20 protein-coding genes are annotated in these 22,426 nt (G+C 56.9%); 17 read left to right on the top strand and 3 right to left on the bottom strand.

Features of this window, described 5'->3' with window-relative positions; translation table 11 throughout:
- Positions 1-66: 66 nt before the first annotated feature.
- Genes ACMGG3_RS14410 through ACMGG3_RS14370 form a run of 9 tightly spaced genes read left to right on the top strand, consistent with a single transcriptional unit; the run spans position 67 to position 9,471 of the window.
- Positions 67-993 (top strand): VOC family protein, encoded by a 927-nt coding sequence (locus tag ACMGG3_RS14410; RefSeq protein ID WP_025203264.1) that lies wholly within the window; start codon positions 67-69, stop codon positions 991-993.
- A complete protein-coding gene (locus ACMGG3_RS14405) occupies positions 990-2,177 on the top strand; it encodes an NAD(P)/FAD-dependent oxidoreductase (protein ID WP_414149271.1) in 1,188 nt (395 codons plus the stop codon). Before ACMGG3_RS14410 ends, ACMGG3_RS14405 begins: the two co-directional genes overlap by 4 nt.
- Positions 2,178-2,202: 25 nt before the next feature.
- Positions 2,203-3,459 carry an MFS transporter gene (locus ACMGG3_RS14400; RefSeq protein WP_025203265.1) on the top strand — a complete coding sequence of 419 codons (1,257 nt, stop codon included), beginning with the start codon at positions 2,203-2,205 and terminating at the stop codon, positions 3,457-3,459.
- Positions 3,460-3,469: 10 nt separating this feature from the next.
- Entirely contained in the window at positions 3,470-4,000 is a 531-nt protein-coding gene (locus ACMGG3_RS14395; RefSeq protein WP_020883709.1) for a cupin domain-containing protein, read from the top strand.
- Between the two features lie 9 nt (positions 4,001-4,009).
- Positions 4,010-4,780, top strand: coding sequence for an alpha/beta fold hydrolase (locus tag ACMGG3_RS14390; protein ID WP_025203266.1), 771 nt, complete (start codon positions 4,010-4,012; stop codon positions 4,778-4,780).
- A complete protein-coding gene (locus ACMGG3_RS14385) occupies positions 4,764-5,558 on the top strand; it encodes an SDR family oxidoreductase (protein ID WP_020883711.1) in 795 nt (264 codons plus the stop codon). Before ACMGG3_RS14390 ends, ACMGG3_RS14385 begins: the two co-directional genes overlap by 17 nt.
- Before the next feature lie 9 nt (positions 5,559-5,567).
- Positions 5,568-6,338: an aspartate dehydrogenase gene (locus ACMGG3_RS14380; protein WP_020883712.1), complete on the top strand. Its 771-nt coding sequence runs from the start codon at positions 5,568-5,570 to the stop codon at positions 6,336-6,338.
- A 9-nt stretch (positions 6,339-6,347) separates the two neighbouring features.
- Positions 6,348-7,817, top strand: a complete 1,470-nt coding sequence (locus ACMGG3_RS14375) for an aldehyde dehydrogenase (protein ID WP_047356723.1) — start codon at positions 6,348-6,350, stop codon at positions 7,815-7,817.
- A gap of 13 nt (positions 7,818-7,830) precedes the next feature.
- On the top strand, positions 7,831-9,471 hold the full coding sequence (locus ACMGG3_RS14370; protein ID WP_014171541.1) for a thiamine pyrophosphate-binding protein: 1,641 nt from the start codon (positions 7,831-7,833) through the stop codon (positions 9,469-9,471).
- A 59-nt stretch (positions 9,472-9,530) separates the two neighbouring features.
- Here the strand turns inward: ACMGG3_RS14370 and ACMGG3_RS14365 are convergent, their stop codons facing one another.
- Positions 9,531-10,799 carry an OprD family outer membrane porin gene (locus tag ACMGG3_RS14365; protein WP_414149270.1) on the bottom strand — a complete coding sequence of 423 codons (1,269 nt, stop codon included), beginning with the start codon at positions 10,797-10,799 and terminating at the stop codon, positions 9,531-9,533.
- A gap of 220 nt (positions 10,800-11,019) precedes the next feature.
- Positions 11,020-11,778, bottom strand: a complete 759-nt coding sequence (locus tag ACMGG3_RS14360; protein WP_020883714.1) for a M48 family metallopeptidase — start codon at positions 11,776-11,778, stop codon at positions 11,020-11,022.
- Between the two features lie 272 nt (positions 11,779-12,050).
- Between ACMGG3_RS14360 and tkt the strand changes: the two genes are divergently transcribed.
- From tkt to ACMGG3_RS14325, 7 genes are all read left to right on the top strand, one after another.
- A complete protein-coding gene (tkt, locus tag ACMGG3_RS14355) occupies positions 12,051-14,042 on the top strand; it encodes a transketolase (RefSeq protein WP_414149269.1) in 1,992 nt (663 codons plus the stop codon).
- A 382-nt stretch (positions 14,043-14,424) separates the two neighbouring features.
- Positions 14,425-15,444: an erythrose-4-phosphate dehydrogenase gene (gene epd, locus ACMGG3_RS14350; RefSeq protein WP_414149268.1), complete on the top strand. Its 1,020-nt coding sequence runs from the start codon at positions 14,425-14,427 to the stop codon at positions 15,442-15,444.
- Positions 15,445-15,493: 49 nt separating this feature from the next.
- Entirely contained in the window at positions 15,494-16,657 is a 1,164-nt protein-coding gene (pgk, locus tag ACMGG3_RS14345) for a phosphoglycerate kinase (protein ID WP_014171536.1), read from the top strand.
- A gap of 91 nt (positions 16,658-16,748) precedes the next feature.
- Positions 16,749-17,828, top strand: a complete 1,080-nt coding sequence (fbaA, locus tag ACMGG3_RS14340; RefSeq protein ID WP_014171535.1) for a class II fructose-bisphosphate aldolase — start codon at positions 16,749-16,751, stop codon at positions 17,826-17,828.
- Positions 17,829-18,015: 187 nt separating this feature from the next.
- The gene (mscS, locus tag ACMGG3_RS14335; protein ID WP_014171534.1) at positions 18,016-18,870 is read left to right on the top strand and encodes a small-conductance mechanosensitive channel MscS; all 855 of its coding nucleotides are present in this window, start codon (positions 18,016-18,018) and stop codon (positions 18,868-18,870) included.
- 146 nt (positions 18,871-19,016) lie between these two features.
- On the top strand, positions 19,017-19,652 hold the full coding sequence (gene argO, locus ACMGG3_RS14330; RefSeq protein WP_279750186.1) for an arginine exporter ArgO: 636 nt from the start codon (positions 19,017-19,019) through the stop codon (positions 19,650-19,652).
- 91 nt (positions 19,653-19,743) lie between these two features.
- The gene (locus ACMGG3_RS14325) at positions 19,744-20,484 is read left to right on the top strand and encodes an oxidative stress defense protein (protein ID WP_025203272.1); all 741 of its coding nucleotides are present in this window, start codon (positions 19,744-19,746) and stop codon (positions 20,482-20,484) included.
- A gap of 47 nt (positions 20,485-20,531) precedes the next feature.
- On the opposite strand, the gene argP is transcribed toward ACMGG3_RS14325, so the two are convergent.
- A complete protein-coding gene (gene argP / locus ACMGG3_RS14320; RefSeq protein WP_008499727.1) occupies positions 20,532-21,425 on the bottom strand; it encodes a DNA-binding transcriptional regulator ArgP in 894 nt (297 codons plus the stop codon).
- Between the two features lie 127 nt (positions 21,426-21,552).
- Between argP and rpiA the strand changes: the two genes are divergently transcribed.
- Positions 21,553-22,212 carry a ribose-5-phosphate isomerase RpiA gene (gene rpiA / locus ACMGG3_RS14315; RefSeq protein ID WP_014171530.1) on the top strand — a complete coding sequence of 220 codons (660 nt, stop codon included), beginning with the start codon at positions 21,553-21,555 and terminating at the stop codon, positions 22,210-22,212.
- Positions 22,213-22,426: the final 214 nt, after the last annotated feature.

Here is a 22,426-nt window from a genome sequence, read left to right as displayed (position 1 = left end):
ACGCCAGGCGCTTCATTGCGTCGGGCATGTTTTACGCCCAATCTGGGCCAGACGAGGCAACGAACGATGTGTATAACCGGAATTGAAAAGCTGGAATTTGGCGTCGAGAACCTGACGCACTGCGCCAAATTTATGCGTGATTTTGGCCTGACGGGCGATGCCAGCGGCCAGCGTTTTACTACCCTGAGCGGCGCGCGCGTGGAGCTTAATCCTGTCGACAGCCCTGACCTGCCGCCAGCGTTTGAAGCAGGAAATACGTTGCGCCGGATGACCTGGGCAGTCGCCACCCGGGACGATCTGGAGGCGCTGCGCCCGAAGCTTGAGAAGCAGCCCGGTTTTCGTGAGGTGGGCGACGCGCTGGAGTGCCGTGATCCGAACGGCATGACCCTGCGCGTACAGGTCAGCCATCAGGTGCCGGTGGAGCTGAACGTCGAGCCGATTAACCAGTGGGGCGATGCCCGCCGTATCGACACGCCAAGCCCGGTCTACGATCGCGCCCAGCCTATTAACGTGGGCCACGTGGTGTTCTTCGTGGAGGAGCTGGCGGCGGTGGAGACGTTCTACCGTGAGGTGCTTGGGTTCCAGGTGTCTGACCGCTACATCAACCGTGCGGTGTTCCTGCGCTGTGGCGTGCGCGGCGGGCATCACAACCTGTTCCTTCTTCAGCTGCCTCACCGTAAGCGGGGTCTGAACCACGTTGCCTTTACCGTACGCGACATTCACGAGGTGATCGGCGGTGGGATAGCGATGAACAAAAACGCCTGGAGCACCTTTATTGGCCCGGGGCGTCATCCGGTCTCCTCGGCCTATTTCTGGTACGTCAACAGCCCAACCGGCGGGGCGTTTGAATACTACACCAACGATGATTACCTCACCGAAAACTGGCAGCCGCGCGAGCTGGAACATTCGCTGGTGTCATTCACCGAGTGGGCGGTTGAGGGTGGGATTGACCACGACACGCGCCGTCAACAGAAAAAGCCGGAGGCGGTATGACCTCGCGCATTGTCATTATTGGCGGTGGTCAGGCAGGTGGCTGGGCGGCGAAAACCCTGCGTGACGAAGGCTTCGACGGCGAGATTTGCGTCGTGGCGGAAGAGGCGTGGGATTTCTACGAACGCCCGCCGCTGTCCAAGGCTGCGTTACTGGAGCCGGACGCGCCGCTACCGCGTCTCTTTCCTGAAGCGGCGCAACAGGCATTGAACCTGACATGGTGCCGGCCGGTGCGCGCGGAATCTCTCGATCGTCACGCGAAAACGGTGCGCTTAAGCAACGGTGAATGCCTTAGTTACAACATTCTTTTAATCGCTACCGGTGGTCGGGCGCGTCTGCCGGGCGACGCGTGGGCGGCCCACCCGCAGGTCTATACCCTGCGCCATTGGCAGGACGCACAGCGGCTGAAGGCGCGCCTGGCAGAGAGTCAAAACCTGGCGATTATCGGCGGAGGCTGGATTGGCCTGGAGATTGCGGCCTCCGCGCGTAAATGTGGCGTCGCCGTGACGCTGTTTGAGCAGCAGCCCGCGCTGTGCATGCGTTCGGTGAGTGCCGAGGTATCGCAGCAGCTGGAAACACTTCACCGCGAACAGGGCGTGGATATCCGCACCGGCTGCGGAACGCTGGAGCTGGAAGATAACAATGGTCTGCCGGTCATTCACTGTGACGGCAAGCGTGAAACCTTTGATGCCGTGGTCGTCGGGATCGGTGTTGATCTCAATCTCGAGCTGGCACGTGATGCGGGTCTGCAGACTGAGCGCGGGATCGTGGTGGACGCTCAGGGGCGAACGTCGGATCCGTTTATTTTTGCTGCCGGTGATGTGGCCCAGCACCATCACTATGGGCTGTGCATTCAGTCGTGGGCCTTTGCCCAGAATCAGGCGGTTGCCACGGCAAAGGCCATGCTCAATCCCGATGCCCCCGGCTATGACGACGCGCCGTGGCTGTGGTCGGATCAATACCAGCACAACATTCAGATCCTCGGTATTCCGCAGGCCGGCTGCACAACCCTTGCCCGGGATAATGCGCTGTTTTTCTCACTGGATGAAAACGGACGGCTGACCCAGCTGGTGGCGTTCAACGATGCGCGTACCGTCAAGCTGGCGAAGCGCTGGATGGCTGCCGGAAGGGATCTGTCCGCGGTGCCGCTGGCAGACCCGACTTTTTCACTGATGTCATTGCGATAGCTAACCCGCACCCGTAGGGGGAGACATGACTACATTTGAGACTAACACCGCGCCGGTTGAGGCAAGCGGTGAGGGCACCCGCACGCCCGAAAAAGCGGTGCGCTGGGCCATCCCGCTGTCATTGCTGGCCTGCGTGCTGCTGGCATTTTTCGACAAAATCAGCATTGCGGCGCTCTTTTCCGACAGCCATTTCCAGCAGGCGATGGGCATTGATTTTGACACCACGCGCCTCGGTATTCTGATGAGCGCCTTTCTGCTGAGCTACGGCTTCTCATCGGTCTTTTTAAGCGGACTGGGGGACAAGATTGCACCGCTTCGCCTGCTCACCGGCATGATGGTGGTGTGGTGCGTGCTGATGGTGGCCATGGGGTTTACCCATAACTACACGGTCATGATCGTCCTGCGCATTTTGCTGGGCGTGGCAGAAGGGCCGCTGTTTCCGCTGGCGTTTGCCATTGTGCGGCATAACTTCCCGCAGCATCTGCAGGCGCGAGCCACCATGTTGTGGCTGCTGGGTACCCCGGTAGGCGCGGCGATTGGTTTCCCTCTCTCTATCTGGCTGCTGAATGCCTTCGGCTGGCAGAGCACCTTCTTTGTGATGGCGATGCTCACCGTGCCGGTGCTGGTGTTCGTGCGCATCGGTCTACGCGGGATCCGTCTGGGTGCCAAACCGGCTGCGGATCGCGAATCACAAGATGAACGACGTGCCGCGCGGCGCGAGCTGTTTGTCAGCCCGCACTTCTGGATTATCTGCATCTTTAACATCGCGTTTCTCACCTACCTGTGGGGAATCAATGGCTGGCTGCCGGGTTACCTGATTAAAGGGAAAGGCATTCATCTTGAACACGCGGGCTGGCTGTCGTCGATGCCGTTTATTGCCATGCTGGCGGGTGAGGTGATTGGCGCATGGCTTTCTGACCGGGTCGATAAACGCGCGGTGGCCTGCTTTATCTCGATGGCTGGCGCGGGATTAGGCCTGACGGCGGTCATGCATCTTGATACCCCGCTGGCCGTTATCGCGGCGATGAGCTTTAGCACCTTTATGTGGGGCACCGGTGCGCCGAACATTTTCGCACTGCTGGCGAAGGCGACCCATCCCCGGGTGAGCGCGACGGCGGGCGGTATTTTCAACGGGCTGGGAAACTTTGCAGGCGCGCTGTCGCCGGCGGTGATGGGCGCGTTGATCGCCTTCACCCACAGCATGGATTCCGGGCTGATTTTTCTGGCGGTGATGGCGGCGGTGGGCTGCGTCCTGTTACTGCCGCTGCTGAGACGTTACTGAGGAGAGTGTCATGACTGATTCAACCGTAACTGCAAAACCAGGCATTAAACCTGACCATCTGACCATGGAAGAGTGGATCGAGTCGCGCATTGCGCGCTTTGAAGGGCGTAAATATGACTGGAACGCGCTGAAGTTCCAGGCCGATTTCGATCCTAAATACCGCCGTGCGCAGATGCGCTACATCGGTACCGGGGCGACGGGCGTGGCAAGCGATACCAATACCGTGCCGGCTGAGCACTTTACCTTCTCCACCATGGTGCTGCCGTCGAAGTGCGAGGGACCATTGCATCTGCATGATGATGTGGAAGAGGTGTTCTTCATGCTTAAAGGGCAGATCACGCTGATGATCCAGGACGGCGATCACTACACCGAAACCGTGCTGCGCGAACGCGATCTGATCTCCGTTCCGCCGGGCATCTATCGCGGTCTGTTCAATCATGGTGAAGAAGAGGCGCTGATGTGCGTGATGCTCGGCACCAACAAGCCGGAAATCCCGACCTATCCGGCCGATCACCCGCTGTCGAAAGTGAAGCGGAACTAAGGGGGCGCGATGACGGGCTTTCGTGAACAGGGAAGCGGCATCCCGCTGATGCTGCTCCACGGCATCAGCTCCGGCGCTGCCTCCTGGCATAAACAGATGGCGCTGAACGGTTTTCGCGTGCTGGCGTGGGACATGCCCGGTTATGGCGAAAGCCCGATGCTGGCGGTTGAGCGCGCCAACGCGGGGGATTACGCCGACGCGCTGGCGGCCATGCTGGACCGTGCGGGCGTCTGGCAGGTCGTTCTGGTCGGGCATTCGCTTGGAGCGCTGGTGGCAAGCGCCTTTGCGGCGAAGTATCCCGAACGCGTGCTGCATCTGGTGCTGGCCGATGCCGCGCAGGGTTACGGCCAGGCCGAGCCGGCGCAGCGCGAGCAGGTCTGGCGTAACCGGGAGCAGCAGATGGCGCTTGGGGGCGAGATCCTGGCGCAAACCCGGGCCGCTAAATTATTACGCCCGGGCGCGCGTGAGGACGATATTGCCACCGTTGCGGCGGGCATGCGCAAACTGCGCCCGGAAGGCTACCTCGCTGCCGCATGGATGCTGGCACATGACGATATTCACGGCTGGCTGAAGCGTTACGCCGGTGACTTTGAAGTCTGGTGCGGCGAGCAGGACGCCATTACCCAGCCTGAGCTGGTTCAGGGGCTGGCGCTACGTTACGGCATGCCGTTTACCGCGATTCCCCTGGCCGGGCACGCCAGCTATCTCGATAACGACGCGTTTTTTAATCAACAGCTTTTACGTATCAACGAAGAGGTGCGCGATGAATGCACAAATTGACGGGCGCGTAGCGGTAGTCACCGGCGGTTCTTCTGGCATTGGTTTTGAAACACTGCGCTTGCTGCTGGGCGAGGGGGCAAAAGTGGCGTTCTGTGGCCGCGACCCGGACCGGCTTGCCAGCGCGCATGCGTCGCTGCAAAACGAATTCCCTGATGGCGAGATTTTCTCTCACCGCTGCGACGTGCTGGATGCAGACCAGGTTCAGACCTTTGCCCAGGCCGTTAAGTCCCGCTTTGGCGGGACAGACTTGCTGATTAATAACGCCGGACAGGGGTATGTGGCGCACTTCAATGACACCCCGCGCGAGGCCTGGCTGCATGAAGCCGAACTGAAACTGTTTGGGGTGATTAACCCCGTGCAGGCTTTTCAGCCGCAGCTGGAGCAATCGGATATTGCCTCCATTACCTGCGTGAACTCGCTGCTGGCGCTGCAGCCAGAGGAACACATGATTGCCACCTCCGCAGCACGTGCCGCGCTGCTCAATATGACGCTCACGCTCTCGAAAGAGCTGGTGAGTAAGGGTATCCGCGTGAATTCCATTTTGCTTGGCATGGTGGAATCCGGCCAGTGGCGGCGTCGCTTTGAGAACCGGTCGGATAAAAGTCAGAGCTGGCCGCAGTGGACGGCGGATATTGCCCGCAAACGCGGCATTCCGATGGCGCGTCTCGGTAAGCCGCAGGAGCCTGCGCAGGCTCTGCTGTTCCTCGCTTCGCCGCTGGCTTCGTTTACCACCGGTGCGGCGCTGGACGTTTCCGGCGGCTTCTGCCGTCATCTGTAAGGACACATCATGAAAAAAATCATGTTAATCGGCTACGGTGCCATGGCGCAGGCGGTCATTGAGCGCCTGCCCGAGCAGGTTGCCATCGGCTGGATCGTGGCGCGCGAGACGCATCATGCTGCTATCCGCCAGCAGTTTGGCGATGCGGTGGTGGCACTGACCTCGCCCGCATTATGTACGGATACTCCCGATCTGGTGCTGGAATGTGCCAGCCAGCAGGCGGTGGCGCAGTACGGGGAAGCGATTTTACGCCGTGGATGGCATCTGGCGGTGATCTCCACCGGCGCGCTGGCAGACAGCGCGCTGGAACAGCGTCTGCTCAACGCAGGCGGAAAGCTGACGCTGCTCTCCGGGGCGGTGGCGGGCATTGATGGCCTGGCAGCGGCAAAAGAGGGCGGGCTTGAGAAGGTGACCTACCAGTCGCGTAAAAGCCCGGCCAGCTGGCGCGGCAGCTATGCCGAGCAGCTTATCGATCTTAACGCCGTGTCCGAGGCGCAGATCTTCTTTGAAGGCAGCGCACGTGAAGCGGCACGACTGTTTCCGGCCAACGCCAACGTGGCGGCGACCGTGGCACTTGGCGGCGTGGGGATGGATGACACCCGCGTGCAACTGATGGTCGACCCGGCCACTCAACGCAATACCCACACGCTGCACGTCGAAGGGATGTTTGGCGAGTTCCATCTGGAGCTGAGCGGGCTACCGCTTGCCAGCAACCCCAAAACCTCCACCCTGGCGGCACTCAGCGCGGTTCGCGCCTGCCGTGAACTGACGCAGCGCTGAGGAGCGACGATGGACGATCTTAACATTTTCATTGGCGGCAACTGGCGGCGTGGCGGCGGTAACCTGATGCAGAGTCATTTCCCGGCAGACGGTGCGGTGAACGCCACGCTCCACGCGGCAAGCCTGGAGGATCTGCAGGAGGCTATCGACGCCGGAGAGCGCGCGTGGCGCGATCCTGCCTGGCGTAACAGCCTGCCGCATGCGCGTGCGAAGATCCTGCATAAGGTGGCGGATCTGATCGAATCCCGCGTCGATGAACTGGCCCGCATGCAGAGTCGCGACAACGGTAAACCGCTGGCGGAAGCGCGGGGGCTGGTGATGAGCGCGGCAGGCACGGCGCGTTATTTTGCCGCCGCCTGCGAGCTGCTGGAAGGTGAACTGCCGACCCCACGCCAGCCTGATGTGCTTACCCTCAGCCGATATGAACCGCTCGGCGTGGTGGCGGCTATCACGCCCTGGAATTCCCCCATTGCCAGCGAAATGCAGAAAGTGGCGCCGGCCATTGCTGCCGGTAACGCGGTGGTTCTCAAACCAGCCGAAGCCACCCCGCTGATGGCGCTGGAGCTGGCGCGTATTTTTGAGCAGGCAGGCTTACCCGCCGGGCTGCTGAGCGTGCTGCCGGGCAAAGGCTCGGTGATTGGCGATGCGCTAGCGCGTCACCCGAAAGTGCGAAAAATCTCCTTTACCGGTGGCACCACCACGGGCCGTCATCTGGCGCACGTGGCGGCGGAAAAATTGATCCCGGCCTCGCTGGAACTGGGCGGTAAATCCCCGACCATCGTGCTGGAAGATGCCGACGTTGAGCTGGCTGCGCGCGGGATCTGCTACGGCATTTTCAGCTCGGCGGGTCAGGCCTGTATTGCCGGTTCGCGGCTCTTTATCCATGAGCGCCTTTACGCCCCACTGATGGCGAGGCTGCTCGAGTTAACGCGCGGCCTGCGGGTCGGGCATCCCTTTACCGACGGCACCCATGTGGGACCGCTGATTAACGACGCGCACCGCAAGAGCGTGCAGGCTTACGTTGAACTGGCAAAGCGTGAAGGGGGCCGCGTGCTGTGTGGCGGGGAGATCCCTGCCGATCCACTGCTGGCAAACGGCAGTTACTTCCAGCCCACCATCATCGAAGGCCTGATCAACAGCGCGCGCGCCTGTCAGGAGGAGATCTTCGGCCCGGTGCTGGTGGCGATGCCCTTTAGCGATGAAGCCGCGTTGATCCGTGAGGCGAATGACTCCGTTTATGGCCTTGCCGCCGGGATCTGGACGCGGGATACCGGGCGCGCCCTGCGCCTGAGCGAGCAGCTTGAAGCGGGCACGGTGTGGATAAACACCTACAAAGTGTTTGCAATTTCGACCCCGTTCGGGGGCTTTAAAGAGAGCGGTCTGGGCCGCGAAAAGGGCATTCAGGGGCTGAAAGCCTGGATGCAGCAAAAGAGCATTTATCTGGCGACGGGTAACAGCGTCAACCACTGGTGCGACTGAGAAAGGGTGAGTAATGAGCGAAATGATAACCGTCGGCGACGCCATCGCCAGAACGCTGGAGCAGTATCAGGTTGAGGCCATCTACGGCGTCATCTCCATCCACAATTTACCCATCGCCGATGCGGTAGGGCAGCGCGGGAATATTCGCTTTGTGCCCGCACGTGGCGAAGCGGGGTCGGTCACCATGGCCGATGCCCACGGCCGTTTTTCCGGGCTCGGCGTGGCGCTGACCAGTACCGGTGCCGGGGCGGGTAACGCCGTCGGCGCGCTGGTGGAAGCCATGAATGCCTGCACGCCGCTGCTGCATATCACGGGCCAGGTGGAAAAAGCCTGGCTGGATGCCGACACCGGCTTTATCCACGAAACCCGCGACCAGCTGACCTTCCTGAAGGCCAGCTCAAAACGGGCATACCGCATCAGCAACGCAAACCAGGCGATAGCGATCCTTCACAAGGCCATTCAGGAGGCGCAAACTCCGCCGTGCGGGCCGGTCTCCGTGGAGATCCCGATTGATATTCAGGGGGCGAAAATCCCCGTGTCGCTGATCACCGCTCCGGTGAAACCGACGTCGGTTTCCGCGGTTGATACGGCAGTGGTCGACACGCTGTGGGCGCAGCTTAAACAGGCCAGACAGCCGCTGCTGTGGCTGGGTGGCGGAGCGCTCGGTAGCGCTGATGCGGTAAAAAAACTGGCGGATGCGGGAGTGACGGTTATCTCCAGCACCCACGCGCGCGGCGTGCTGCCGGACAGCCATCGCGCCAGCCTGCGGGCGTTTCATAACTCGCCGTCAGTTGAGGCGTTGATCGCCCAGTGCGACTTTACGCTGGTCGCTGGCTCACGCCTGCGCAGCAACGAAACCCGCTCGTGGACGCTTGAATTACCGCATCCCCGCGTCCAGATTGATATCGACCCCGCGGCGGCGAGCCGCAACTATCTGATGGACACAACCCTTGTGGCCGACTGCGCGGCGCTGTTAACCGCGCTGGCGGCTAAAGCTCAGGGGCGTGAATGGGGCGATGCACAGTGGGATACACAGGTGCAGCAGGCGCTGGCGAAAGCCGTTGCGGGACTGCGTGAGCAGTGCGGTGCTTATGCGAAGCTCAACGACGCCATCGAGAACGCGCTGCCGCAAGATGGCCTGCTGGTTCGTGATATCACCGTTTCCGGAAGCCTGTGGGGCAGCCGTTTGTTCCGCGCCAACGGACCGCTGATGAACATTCACTCGCTGGCAGGCGCCATCGGCATGGGGCTACCGATGGCGATTGGCACGGCGATTGCCAACCCGCAACGCAAAGTGGTGGGGCTGGTGGGCGATGGTGGCGTAAGCCTGAATCTGGGCGAGATGGCAACGCTGGCGCAGGAGAAGGCCAACGTGACGCTGCTGGTGATGAATGACGGCGGTTACGGCGTCATGCGCGGCATCCAGGATAAGTATTTCGGCGGGCGCCAGTATTATAACGAGCTGCATACCCCGGACTTTACGCAGCTGGCGCATGCGATGGGGTTACAGGCGTGGAGCGTCGAACGGGCGGAGGATTTTGACGCGGTGATGACCGAAGCGCTTGCCATGCCAGGACCGTCGGTAGTGGAAGTGCGGATGGGACAGATTGGCGCGCTGAAGTTTGCCGGGCCGCCGCAGAAGACGTTGTACTAAGCGTGTTTACCCTCACTCCAGCCCTCTCCCTTAGGGAGAAGGGCGGGTGAGGGGCTTAATCAGAACACGTTAAACGGGTATTCCACGTACGCGCGGATCTCATCCCCGCCCACGTTATAGTCGCTGACGTTGCTGGACACACGCAGGACGGAGTAACGGAGTTTCAGTTTCAGATCTTTAGCCGGGCCGTCCTGCACCTGATACTGGATCTGGTTAAACCACTCATGCTCTTTACCGTTGCTGGTTTCAGAGGTCTTGATGTTGTCGCCACGCACGTAAGCTGTGGTCCAGCTCAGGCCCGGTAAACCCAGACCGCCGAAGTCCAGCGCGTAAGAAGCCTGCCATGAGCGCTCGTCTTCGCCGTTGAAATCAGACCAGTAGGAGTTCGCCAGCCAGATGGTATTGCCGCCGTCACCTACGCCTCCCTGATCGCGATAGCTGCCATAGTGATAGCCGGTGCTGCCGCTGCTCTGCTGATACGCCACCTTGAAGGTATGAATATCCCAGATGTAGCTTGCCGCCAGGCTCCAGATGCTATTGCTGCGTCCGGTATCAAGGCTGTCTGCGTAGCGCTGATCCAGGCGTGAGTTATAGCCGTTGAAATCGAGCACCAGCTGCTGCCCGGTGCTGAACGGCTGTTTGAAGTTCATTCCCAGGTACTGCTTGTTCATCACCTCTTCCACATGAGAGGCATACAGCGCACCGCTGAACTGGTCGTTGAACTGGTAGCTCGCACCGCCGAAGGAGAGGCTCTTCAGGCCACTGTCGTGGCGGTCGTCACTTTTGCGCTGCTCATCGGTGAAGTAACCGGCGTTCACTTCCAGACCCGCGATCTCTTTTGAGGTCAGCATGGTGCCGGTAAAGCTTTCAAACAGCAGACGGGAATTGTCGGCATTAACAATCGGTAATTCCGGACGCTGGTTACCGTAGCTCAGCACGGTATTGGAAATACGCATTTTTGCTGTGGCGCCAAATTTCGCCAGATCGGATTTAGCCCGGCCATCGTCTTCCTGTTTAAAGAAGTCAATGCCGCCTGCGCCGCTCTTTCCACGACCGCCGTCCAGACGCACACCATACTGGGCAATGCCGTCCACACCGAAGCCAACCAGCCCTTCGGTATAGCCGGATTCAAACGTGGCAACGATGCCCTGACCCCATTCGGCTTTGTCCTGCTGGCCCTGATGATAATCACGGCTGATATACGCATTGCGTAAAAACAGATCTAAATGGCTGTCGTCAACAAACCCTTTGCTGTCGGATTGCTGGCTTGCAACGGCGGGTAATGCGGCGAATAAACTTAACGCAATTAATGATAATTCTTTTTTCACGGAGGGAACGTCTCTGTCTTAATATTGTAAATTGAATTACTGCGAGCTCGATAATTACCCGAATGGTAAATGATTGCAATAATTATGTGACGAGACGTTTCAGGGCGATAAGACAGTGTTTGCGCGGCTTAGAAAGGTACTAAAGTACTATTACCGATATGTGCGGTTAAATTAACAATTCATGCGAAATAAAAAGGAGGCAAATATGCCTCCTTTCGAATTATTTAATTCCGTCTGCGGCCATACGGTCGCGAATATGCTGTGCGCGCTCTTCTGACGCCGGGTGGTCATCAAACATGGAGCTCTGGCGACCGGCTTCCAGTTTGGCCAGTTTTTCGAAGCTGGTGGCTAAACCTGATGGATTAATGCCACGTTTGCGCAACAGATCGTAGGAGTAGTCATCCGCTTCGGATTCCTGACGCTGCGAGAACTGAGAGTTAACCAGCTTTTCACCCACATCGCCAAGCTGCGACTGTGACAGGCTGCCGACTATACCGCCCGTAGACGCCGCCGCGGCGCGGATGGCGTTAGTGCCTAACGCAACCTGCATGCCTTTCTTCACGTGGCCAAGTGCAACGTGGCCCATTTCATGGCCGATAACCGCTTCAACTTCGTTGTCGGTCATCATATCCATCAGCCCGCTGTAAACGCGGATGCAGCCGTTCGCCATCGCGAAGGCGTTTACATCTTTGGCCATGTACACCTTATAGTTCACCGGCTGGCCATTAATGTTATCACCCAGCGCGGAGGCTATCTTATTCAGACGCTGCGTGTAGGTACTATTGGCCGGGGCAAGCGTGGCTTTTCCGTCCATATCTTTACAGGCCTGGTCGCTCAGCGCTTTAACCTGTGCGTCGCTCAGGGAGTAGGCCTGAAAGGCTTCTGCGCCTGAGGACATCAGGCCGTTAGAATCCATATTCTGACAGCCGCTCAGCAGGAGCGTTGTACCCAGGGCCAGCACTATTGCACGCATTTTCATGATGTCGCTTCCGTACTCGTTAATCTGAATAAAATCTGAAAAGTGCACCGGCAACGAAGCCGGGGTCGGGCTAAGTATAAGGAATATCTACGGGGCCGGGCGAGCAGATTGCGCAACATGCGAGCATGATCCAGAGATTTCTTAAGCTGCAAAAGAATGCTCCATGTACATGACATGCCGCTTGGGTTACATTGTTGGCACTTTTTTCCGGCGTAGCCCAAAACGCGCTGTCGTCAAGGGCATGGCCTTTAACAGTCCGATCTGGAGTTAAAATGTCCTCACGTAAAGAGCTTGCTAATGCTATTCGTGCGCTGAGCATGGACGCAGTACAGAAAGCCAAATCCGGCCACCCGGGCGCCCCTATGGGGATGGCTGATATCGCCGAAGTCCTGTGGCGCGATTTCCTGAACCACAACCCGCAGAACCCTTCCTGGGCTGACCGCGACCGTTTCGTGCTGTCTAATGGCCACGGCTCAATGCTGATCTATAGCCTGCTGCACCTCACTGGCTACGATCTGCCAATTGAAGAGCTGAAAAACTTCCGCCAGCTGCACTCCAAAACGCCAGGTCACCCGGAAGTGGGTTACACCGCAGGTGTAGAAACCACCACCGGCCCGCTGGGTCAGGGTATTGCTAACGCGGTGGGTATGGCGATTGCCGAGAAAACCCTGGCCGCGCAATTCAACCGTCCAGGTCATGACATTGTTGACCACTTCACCTACGCATTCATGGGCGACGGCTGCATGATGGAAGGCATTTCTCACGAAGTGTGCTCCCTGGCAGGTACCCTGAAGTTGGGCAAACTGGTTGCGTTCTATGACGACAACGGCATCTCCATCGACGGTCACGTTGAAGGCTGGTTCACTGACGACACCGCGAAGCGTTTCGAAGCTTACGGCTGGCACGTTGTGCGTGGCGTTGACGGTCACGATGCTGACTCGATTAAACGTGCAGTAGAAGAAGCGCGCGCTGTGACGGACAAGCCGTCACTGCTGATGTGCAAAACCATCATTGGTTTCGGTTCTCCGAACAAAGCGGGTACCCACGATTCCCACGGTGCGCCACTGGGCGACGCGGAAATCGCTCTGACGCGCGAAGCGCTGGGCTGGAAATATCCTGCTTTCGAAATCCCATCTGAAATTTACGCGCAGTGGGATGCTAAAGAAGTGGGTCAGGCGAAAGAATCCGCATGGAACGAGAAGTTCGCTGCCTATGCGAAAGCCTTCCCACAGGAAGCGGCTGAATTTACCCGTCGTATGAAGGGTGACATGCCGTCTGACTTCGACGCCAAAGCGAACGAGTTCATTGCTAAACTGCAGGCGAACCCATCCAAAATCGCCAGCCGTAAAGCTTCTCAGAATGCGATTGAAGCGTTCGGTCCGCTGCTGCCAGAATTCCTGGGTGGCTCCGCTGACCTGGCGCCATCTAACCTGACAATCTGGTCTGGTTCTAAAGCAATCAACGAAGACACTGCCGGTAACTACATCCACTACGGTGTGCGTGAATTCGGTATGACCGCGATTGCGAACGGTATCTCCCTGCACGGTGGTTTCCTGCCGTACACCTCTACCTTCCTGATGTTTGTCGAGTACGCGCGTAACGCCGTGCGTATGGCTGCGCTGATGAAACAGCGTCAGGTGATGGTCTACACCCACGATTCCATCGGTCTGGGCGAAGATGGTCCAACTCACCAGCCGGTAGAGCAGGTGGCTTCCCTGCGCGTGACGCCAAACATGAGCACATGGCGTCCATGTGACCAGGTTGAGTCCGCCGTGGCGTGGAAATACGGTGTTGAGCGTCAGGACGGTCCAACCGCACTGATCCTCTCCCGCCAGAACCTGGCACAGCAGGAACGTACTCCAGAGCAGCTGGCGAACATCGCCCGTGGTGGTTACGTGCTGAAAGATTGCGCGGGTCAGCCAGAGCTGATCTTCATCGCGACCGGTTCTGAAGTTGAGCTGGCTGTTGCCGCATGGGAAAAACTGTCTACCGAAGGCGTTAAAGCGCGCGTGGTTTCCATGCCGTCTACCGATGCGTTCGACAAGCAGGATGCAGCCTACCGCGAATCCGTACTGCCTAAAGCCGTTACCGCGCGCGTGGCAGTAGAAGCAGGTATCGCTGACTACTGGTTCAAATATGTGGGCCTGAACGGCGCAATCGTCGGCATGACCACCTTCGGTGAATCTGCTCCGGCAGAGCTGCTGTTCGAAGAGTTCGGCTTCACCGTTGAAAACGTTGTCGCGAAAGCAAAAGAACTGCTGTAATTGTTTGTAGGGGAGGGGCGCGAGCCCCTGTCCGTGCTCTCACTGAGAAGAGGGCGCAAACACCCTAAACGGTAACCTTTGGGTTACCGTTTTGTTTTTTTCACGCTATCCGCCTTATATGTCCACTATTCCTCAAACATGTAACGTTCCTGTGAATTATTCCATCCAAAATGTGACGCAAGTCATATAGCGCGCTTATTGCTCTGGACAGACATTCCTTTTATTCCCTGATTCGCTTATTCTAGCTGAAGCGTTTCAGTCGATTAAATGTTCGACAATTGACCAATCAATCGCAGTTTGTGACAGCAAGGATTCCCCTTCGGGCGTAGCTGGATTACTCTTTCAGCCACCTCAAACTCAGGGATAGCTTTGCAGGAGATCTATGACCGTACGCGTAGCGATTAATGGCTTCGGTCGCATCGGGCGTAACGTGGTTCGTGCTTTATATGAATCCGGGCGTCGGGCGGAAATAACCGTGGTGGCTATCAACGAACTGGCGGATGCTGCGGGCATGGCGCATTTGTTGAAATATGACACCAGCCACGGACGCTTTGCCTGGGATGTTCGCCAGGAAAGAGATCAGCTGTTTGTCGGCGACGATGCTATCCGCGTGCTGCATGAGAGCAGTATTGCCGGGCTACCGTGGCGTGAACTGGGTGTGGATATCGTACTTGACTGTACTGGCGTATACGGTAACCGCGAGCATGGCGAAGCGCATCTGACAGCAGGTGCGAAAAAAGTCCTGTTTTCCCATCCTGGCAGCAACGACCTCGACGCGACCGTCGTATTTGGCGTGAATCAGCATGAGCTGCAAGCCGAACACCGCATTGTTTCCAACGCCTCCTGCACCACCAACTGCATTATTCCGGTCATCAAACTGTTAGACGATGCGTATGGCATTGAATCCGGCACCGTAACCACGATTCATTCAGCGATGCACGATCAGCAGGTGATTGACGCCTACCATCCGGACTTACGACGCACGCGAGCCGCGAGCCAGTCAATCATTCCGGTGGACACAAAACTGGCGGCAGGTATCACCCGTTTTTTCCCGCAGTTTAACGATCGTTTTGAAGCAATTGCCGTACGTGTACCGACGATTAACGTCACCGCAATTGACCTGAGCGTGACGGTGAAAAAACCGGTAAAAGCCTGTGAAGTCAACCTGTTGCTGCAAAAAGCGGCACAGGGGGCATTTCATGGTATAGTTGACTATACGGAATTACCGTTGGTCTCAGTAGATTTTAACCACGACCCGCACAGCGCCATTGTCGATGGCACTCAAACGCGCGTCAGTGGCGCACACCTTGTCAAGACGCTGGTCTGGTGTGATAACGAATGGGGCTTTGCTAACCGAATGCTCGACACCACGTTAGCAATGGCCGCTCAAGGTTTCAGGTAAGACGCATCGTGCGTCTGCAAAACTTTAAGAATCAACGAGAGGATTCACCATGTCTGTAATTAAGATGACCGATCTGGATCTGGCTGGTAAACGCGTTTTCATCCGTGCTGATCTGAACGTACCGGTTAAAGATGGCAAAGTGACCAGCGACGCGCGTATCCGTGCATCTCTGCCAACCATCGAACTGGCTCTGAAGCAGGGCGCTAAAGTGATGGTGACCTCCCACCTGGGTCGTCCAACTGAAGGCGAGTACAATGAAGAGTTCTCTCTGCTGCCAGTTGTTAATTACCTGAAAGACAAACTGTCCAACCCGGTTCGCCTGGTAAAAGATTACCTGGACGGCGTAGACATCGCTGCCGGTGAACTGGTTGTTCTGGAAAACGTTCGCTTCAACAAAGGCGAAAAGAAAGACGACGAAGCGCTGTCCAAAAAATACGCTGCACTGTGTGACGTATTCGTGATGGATGCCTTCGGTACTGCTCACCGTGCGCAGGCTTCAACCCACGGTATCGGTAAATTCGCAGACGTTGCGTGTGCCGGTCCTCTGCTGGCTGCTGAGCTGGACGCACTGGGTAAAGCGCTGAAAGAACCTGCTCGTCCAATGGTTGCAATCGTTGGTGGTTCTAAAGTTTCTACCAAACTGACCGTACTGGATTCCCTGTCTAAAATCGCTGACCAGCTGATCGTTGGCGGTGGTATCGCGAACACCTTCGTGGCGGCACAAGGCCATAACGTCGGTAAGTCCCTGTACGAAGCGGATCTGGTTGACGAAGCAAAACGTCTGCTGACCACCTGCGATATCCCGGTTCCAACGGATGTTCGCGTCGCGACTGAGTTCTCTGAAACAGCGACTGCGACCCTGAAATCTGTTAACGACATCAAAGATGATGAGCAGATTCTGGACCTGGGCGACGTTTCTGCACAGAAACTGGCTGAAATCCTGAAAAACGCGAAAACTATCCTGTGGAATGGTCCTGTTGGCGTGTTCGAATTCCCGAACTTCCGCAAAGGTACTGAAATCGTTGCTAACGCTATCGCAGACAGCGAAGCGTTCTCTATCGCAGGCGGCGGTGATACGCTGGCAGCAATCGACCTGTTCGGTATTTCTGACAAGATCTCCTACATCTCCACTGGTGGCGGCGCATTCCTCGAGTTCGTGGAAGGCAAAGTACTGCCAGCAGTAGCAATGCTCGAAGAGCGCGCTAAGAAGTAAGCCATTCAAGGGCAGGGAAACCTGCCCAATTTTCAGCGCGCTTTAAGAGCTCGCACCTTTTCTAACGGCCGAAGATACAGGACTAAGCAACATGTCTAAAATTTTTGATTTCGTAAAACCTGGCGTGATCACTGGTGATGACGTTCAGAAAGTGTTCCAGGTAGCTAAAGAAAACAACTTCGCTCTGCCAGCAGTTAACTGCGTTGGGACCGACTCCATTAACGCCGTACTGGAAGCTGCTGCAAAAGTTAAAGCACCGGTTATCGTTCAGTTCTCTAACGGTGGCGCAGCATTCATCGCTGGTAAAGGCGTGAAAACTGACGTTCCTCAGGGCGCGGCAATCCTGGGCGCAATCTCTGGTGCGCACCATGTACACCAGATGGCTGAACACTACGGTGTTCCGGTTATCCTGCACACTGACCACTGCGCGAAGAAACTGCTGCCGTGGATCGACGGTCTGCTGGACGCGGGTGAAAAACACTTCGCAGCGACCGGTAAGCCACTGTTCTCTTCTCACATGATCGACCTGTCTGAAGAGTCCCTGCACGAAAACATCGAAATCTGCTCTAAGTACCTGGCGCGCATGGCCAAAATGGACATGACCCTGGAAATCGAACTGGGTTGCACCGGTGGTGAAGAAGACGGCGTGGACAACAGCCACATGGACGCTTCTGCACTGTACACCCAGCCAGAAGACGTTGATTACGCTTACACCGAGCTGAGCAAAATCAGCCCACGCTTCACCATCGCAGCGTCCTTCGGTAACGTACACGGCGTTTACAAACCAGGTAACGTGGTTCTGACCCCAACCATCCTGCGTGATTCTCAGGAATACGTTTCTAAGAAACACAACCTGCCGCACAACAGCCTGAACTTCGTCTTCCACGGCGGTTCCGGTTCTTCTGCTCAGGAAATCAAAGACTCCGTAAGCTACGGCGTAGTGAAAATGAACATCGATACCGACACCCAGTGGGCAACATGGGACGGTATCCTGCAGTACTACAAAACGAACGAAGCTTACCTGCAGGGCCAGCTGGGCAACCCGAAAGGCGAAGACCAGCCGAACAAGAAATACTACGATCCACGTGTATGGCTGCGTGCTGCGCAGACTTCCATGGTGGCGCGTCTGGAGCAGGCTTTCAAAGAACTGAACGCGGTTGACGTTCTGTAATTTAAGCTGCTCATAGCATCAGAAGGCCCGCGAATGCGGGCCTTTTTTTATGCTTTTTCAATGGTCTGCCCGGTCCGTTTATGTGATCTGTTTGGCAAAACCGGTCCTTTTTGTTTACCCTTTACTGACCTGCCTGTCTCCATGGGGGATGGATTTTGTGTTTTTGGGATAACAAAAGGAAGACTAAATGGAACAACTCGATGTTGTAGACAGCATCAATAATGCCGGTAACTGGCTGGTGCGCAACCAGGCGCTGCTGCTGAGCTATGCCGTTAACATCGTCGCGGCGATTGCCATCATCATCGTCGGGATGATCGTGGCGCGTATCGTATCAAACGCCGTAAACCGCGTGATGCTGGCGCGTCACATTGACGCCACTGTGGCTGACTTCCTCTCTGCACTGGTGCGCTACGGTATTATTGCCTTTACGCTGATTGCTGCACTGGGGCGTGTTGGCGTACAGACTGCCTCGGTGATTGCTGTTCTCGGTGCGGCCGGTCTGGCCATTGGTCTGGCGCTGCAGGGGTCGCTCTCGAACCTGGCAGCGGGTGTGTTGCTAGTAACCTTCCGTCCGTTCCGCTCTGGCGAGTACGTTGACCTGGGCGGTATTGCCGGCACCGTACTGCAGGTGCAGATTTTCTCAACCACCCTGCGAACTGTGGATGGCCGTATCGTGGTGGTACCGAACGGGAAAATTATCGCGGGCAACATCATTAACTTTTCCCGCGAGCCGGTGCGTCGTAACGAGCTGATTATCAGCGTGGCGTATGACTCTGATATCGATCAGGTGAAATCGCTGATCGCCAATATCATTGCCTCCGACGATCGTATTCTGAAAGATAAAGAGCAGACCGTTCGCCTGAACGAGTTGGGGGCATCCTCCATCAACTTTGTCGTGCGCATCTGGAGCAAAAGCAGCGATTTGCAAAACGTTTACTGGGATGTTCTGGAACGTATCAAACGTGATTTTGATGCCAACGGGATCAGCTTCCCGTATCCACAGATGGACGTGAACCTTAAACGCGAGAAAGAAGCCGAGTAATCCTCTTCCTCAGCAGGCCCGGTGAGCGGCAACGCCACCGGGCCTTTTTATTAGCAATACTAATCACCAATTAATATTATCAATTTCCTCTAATAAGGATCTCGCAGTATAGTCAGCTCCCAGGACAACTTGCTGAGAATTTATTCATGTTATCTTATTATTTTCAAGGCCTTGTATTAGGTGCGGCCATGATCCTTCCCCTTGGCCCGCAGAACGCGTTCGTGATGAACCAGGGCATTCGCCGTCAGTATCATCTCATGATTGCCCTGCTGTGCGCGGTGAGCGATTTGCTGCTGATCTGCGCCGGAATCTTTGGCGGCAGTGCGCTGCTGATGCAGTCTCCCTGGCTGCTGGCGCTGGTGACCTGGGGTGGGGTAGCGTTCCTGCTGTGGTATGGGTTTGGGGCGCTGAAAACGGCAATGAGCAGCAATCTCGAACTGGCGAGCGCCGAGGTCATGAAGCAGGGCCGCTGGAAGATTATCGTCACCATGCTGGCGGTCACCTGGCTCAACCCGCACGTTTATCTGGATACCTTTGTGGTGCTGGGCAGCCTGGGTGGGCAGCTCGACGTTGAGCCAAAACGCTGGTTTGCCCTGGGTACCGTCAGCGCCTCATTCCTGTGGTTCTTCGGTCTCGCGATTCTGGCGGCATGGCTGGCCCCGCGTCTGCGTACCGCTAAAGCCCAGCGGATCATCAACACGCTGGTGGGCGTGGTGATGTGGTTTATCGCCTTTCAGCTGGCAAAAGAGGGGATTCATCATGTTCAGGAATTGCTCAACTAAGCGTTGTCTTATGGACAACTGAGCGAGAGCCGCTAAGCTTGCTGGCATGCGCCCTGTTGTTGGGCACTCTTCGCAACATGGAGGAATGACAGTGAAGTTTAAAGTGATGGCCCTGGCGGCATTAGTGAGTTTAGGTGCGGTGTCGGTGCAGGCAAGTGAATTGCCTGATGGCCCGCACATCGTCACTTCAGGCACCGCAAGCGTGGATGCGGTACCCGATGTTGCAACGCTGGCAATTGAAGTGAACGTGGCCGCGAAAGATGCCGCTTCTGCCAAGAAGCAGGCTGACGATCGTGTTGCGCAATATCTCTCTTTCCTGGAGCAGAACGGTGTCGCTAAAAAAGACATCAGCTCTGCCAACCTGCGTACCCAGCCTGATTACGACTACCAGAACGGTAAAAGCATCCTGAAAGGCTACCGTGCCGTGCGCACCGTTGAAGTAACCGTGCGTCAGCTCGATAAACTGAACTCGTTGCTGGATGGCGCGCTGAAAGCGGGTCTGAACGAAATTCGTTCCGTCTCACTGGGCGTTGCGCAACCGGAAAAATACAAAGACCAGGCGCGTAAAGCTGCCATTGATGATGCAATCCATCAGGCGCAACAGCTGGCGTCCGGGTTCAACAGTAAGCTCGGTCCGGTATACAGCGTGCGTTACCATGTCTCAAATTATCAGCCAAGCCCGATGGTACGGATGATGAAGGCCGACGCGGCGCCGGTGTCTGCTCAGGAAACTTATGAGCAGCCGACGATTCAGTTCGACGATCAGGTTGATGTGGTATTCCAGCTGCAGCCGACCCAAAGTCAGCAGACTGAGCCGGCAAAAGCGCAGTAATCTGTCTTCACAATCCCCCTCTCCCGTCAGGAGAGGGGGATTGTTCCTTAATCCTGTCTTAACACCTTATGCCCATACGCCAGCAGCGCGTCGGTGACGTTGCGCATCATGCGGCTTTCTGGCGCAAAACGGTGCCAGTAGAGCATCCGGCGCTGATACAGCCCCGGCGTTAAGTCAATCAGCTCACCGCTTTTCAACTCTTTCTCTATCTGCAGGTGCGGGATCATACAGCAGGTGGTGCCCTGACGTGCGAGCTGCACAAACGCTTCAGACGAGTTCACGATATGACATGGCACGCTGCCCGGCGGCAGATCGAAGTTTTGCTGCAGGAAGGCCTGATGCATATCGTCCAGATGGTCGAACGCTACCGCAGGGGCTTTCAGCAGCGCGGCGCGGGTGACGCCGTTCGGGAAGTAGCGCTCGGCAAACGCTTTTGAGCCGACAAACAGGTAGTCCAGTGCGCCCAGCTGATCGACAAGACAGCTCGGCAGCGCCTGAGGCTGGATACTGACCGCCCCAACCACTTCACCGCGTCGCAGGCGCTCCTGTGTACGGGTTTCATCTTCAACCTGCAGATTCAGGCGAATCGGGGAGTCCGCTAACACCGGCGCAAGGGCCGGCAACAGCCAGGTTGCCAGACTGTCGGCGTTCACCGCCAGCGAGAGCAGCAGCGGCGTTGAGCCGGTCTGTTCGTCACCCAGCCACTCATCTTCGAGCAGTTCAACCTGGCGCAGCAGGGCGAGGAGCTTTTGCCCTTGCTCCGTTGGACGCGGTGGAACAGTACGTACCAGCAGAGGCTGCCCGAACATGTTTTCCAGCTGCTTGATGCGTTGTGATACGGCGGACTGAGTGATACAAAGCTTTTGCGCTGCGCGCTCAAAACCGCGTTCACGAATAACTGCATCAAGTGCCTGTAGTGTTCTGTAGTCCGGACGTTTCATTGCTCTGGCTGACTCCTTAATTTTGCTTAATCTGCACTATGACACAATTTTCCCTTCGTGGCAGACGAAATCCACCCGACGTGTTCTATAATGCGGCCTACGTTTTCACACCACAGGCTAAACGATCATGACGCAGGATGAACTGAAAAAAGCAGTAGGATGGGCCGCTCTCCAGTATGTGCAACCGGGTACCATTGTCGGTGTTGGTACGGGCTCGACGGCGGCACACTTTATCGATGCGCTGGGCACGATGAAAGGGCAGATCGAGGGCGCAGTTTCCAGCTCCGACGCTTCCACGGAAAAGCTGAAAAGCCTTGGCATCACCGTTTTCGATCTGAATGAAGTTGACCGTCTTGGTATCTACGTTGATGGCGCGGATGAAATCAACGGCCATATGCAGATGATCAAAGGCGGCGGTGCGGCGCTGACGCGTGAAAAAATCATCGCCTCCGTGGCGGATAAATTCATCTGTATCGCCGATGCGTCAAAGCAGGTTGATATCCTGGGTAAATTCCCGCTGCCGGTAGAAGTGATCCCAATGGCGCGTAGCGCTGTGGCGCGTGAACTGGTGAGACTGGGTGGACGCCCGGAATATCGTCAGGGCGTCATCACTGATAACGGCAACGTGATCCTCGACGTTCACGGTCTGGAAATTCTCGACGCCATTGCGCTGGAAAATGCCATTAACGGTATTCCAGGCGTAGTGACTGTAGGGTTATTCGCCAACCGTGGCGCGGATGTCGCGCTGATCGGCACGGCAGATGGCGTGCAAACCATCGTAAAATGATCTGATGGGGGGAGCCCTCCCCCCGCTAAAAAAATTTTGAAAAGCTAAATTCGGTGACTTGTGTCACGCTTTTTACCTCTCGTTTGCCGATCCTGCCGCATTCGCAAATTTCTACAGCATTTTCCTCTGTCATTTTGCTCTGTATGACTTTTCTTCAGAGTGCCGACGCAAACGTTCATATTGCTGCAATAGTTTTTTTTGATATGTTGGCTAC

This window comes from Enterobacter sp. BNK-18, from assembly GCF_047456135.1.
Lineage (GTDB): Bacteria > Pseudomonadota > Gammaproteobacteria > Enterobacterales > Enterobacteriaceae > Enterobacter > Enterobacter ludwigii.
The sequence above is the reverse complement of the archived record's forward strand: the minus strand, read 5'-3'. Positions and strand labels throughout refer to the sequence as shown.

Excerpts from the sequence above, each read along its gene's own strand:
- ACMGG3_RS14360 (WP_020883714.1), bottom strand. The coding sequence starts at position 11,778 with ATGAAAATGCGTGCAATAGTGCTGGCCCTGGGTACAACGCTCCTGCTG.
- rpiA (WP_014171530.1), top strand. The coding sequence starts at position 21,553 with ATGACGCAGGATGAACTGAAAAAAGCAGTAGGATGGGCCGCTCTCCAG.
- mscS (WP_014171534.1), top strand. The coding sequence starts at position 18,016 with ATGGAACAACTCGATGTTGTAGACAGCATCAATAATGCCGGTAACTGG.
- argP (WP_008499727.1), bottom strand. The coding sequence starts at position 21,425 with ATGAAACGTCCGGACTACAGAACACTACAGGCACTTGATGCAGTTATT.
- fbaA (WP_014171535.1), top strand. The coding sequence starts at position 16,749 with ATGTCTAAAATTTTTGATTTCGTAAAACCTGGCGTGATCACTGGTGAT.
- ACMGG3_RS14390 (WP_025203266.1), top strand. The coding sequence starts at position 4,010 with ATGACGGGCTTTCGTGAACAGGGAAGCGGCATCCCGCTGATGCTGCTC.
- ACMGG3_RS14380 (WP_020883712.1), top strand. The coding sequence starts at position 5,568 with ATGAAAAAAATCATGTTAATCGGCTACGGTGCCATGGCGCAGGCGGTC.
- argO (WP_279750186.1), top strand. The coding sequence starts at position 19,017 with ATGTTATCTTATTATTTTCAAGGCCTTGTATTAGGTGCGGCCATGATC.
- ACMGG3_RS14410 (WP_025203264.1), top strand. The coding sequence starts at position 67 with ATGTGTATAACCGGAATTGAAAAGCTGGAATTTGGCGTCGAGAACCTG.
- ACMGG3_RS14375 (WP_047356723.1), top strand. The coding sequence starts at position 6,348 with ATGGACGATCTTAACATTTTCATTGGCGGCAACTGGCGGCGTGGCGGC.
- ACMGG3_RS14405 (WP_414149271.1), top strand. The coding sequence starts at position 990 with ATGACCTCGCGCATTGTCATTATTGGCGGTGGTCAGGCAGGTGGCTGG.
- ACMGG3_RS14370 (WP_014171541.1), top strand. The coding sequence starts at position 7,831 with ATGAGCGAAATGATAACCGTCGGCGACGCCATCGCCAGAACGCTGGAG.
- epd (WP_414149268.1), top strand. The coding sequence starts at position 14,425 with ATGACCGTACGCGTAGCGATTAATGGCTTCGGTCGCATCGGGCGTAAC.
- pgk (WP_014171536.1), top strand. The coding sequence starts at position 15,494 with ATGTCTGTAATTAAGATGACCGATCTGGATCTGGCTGGTAAACGCGTT.
- ACMGG3_RS14385 (WP_020883711.1), top strand. The coding sequence starts at position 4,764 with ATGAATGCACAAATTGACGGGCGCGTAGCGGTAGTCACCGGCGGTTCT.
- ACMGG3_RS14395 (WP_020883709.1), top strand. The coding sequence starts at position 3,470 with ATGACTGATTCAACCGTAACTGCAAAACCAGGCATTAAACCTGACCAT.
- ACMGG3_RS14400 (WP_025203265.1), top strand. The coding sequence starts at position 2,203 with ATGACTACATTTGAGACTAACACCGCGCCGGTTGAGGCAAGCGGTGAG.
- tkt (WP_414149269.1), top strand. The coding sequence starts at position 12,051 with ATGTCCTCACGTAAAGAGCTTGCTAATGCTATTCGTGCGCTGAGCATG.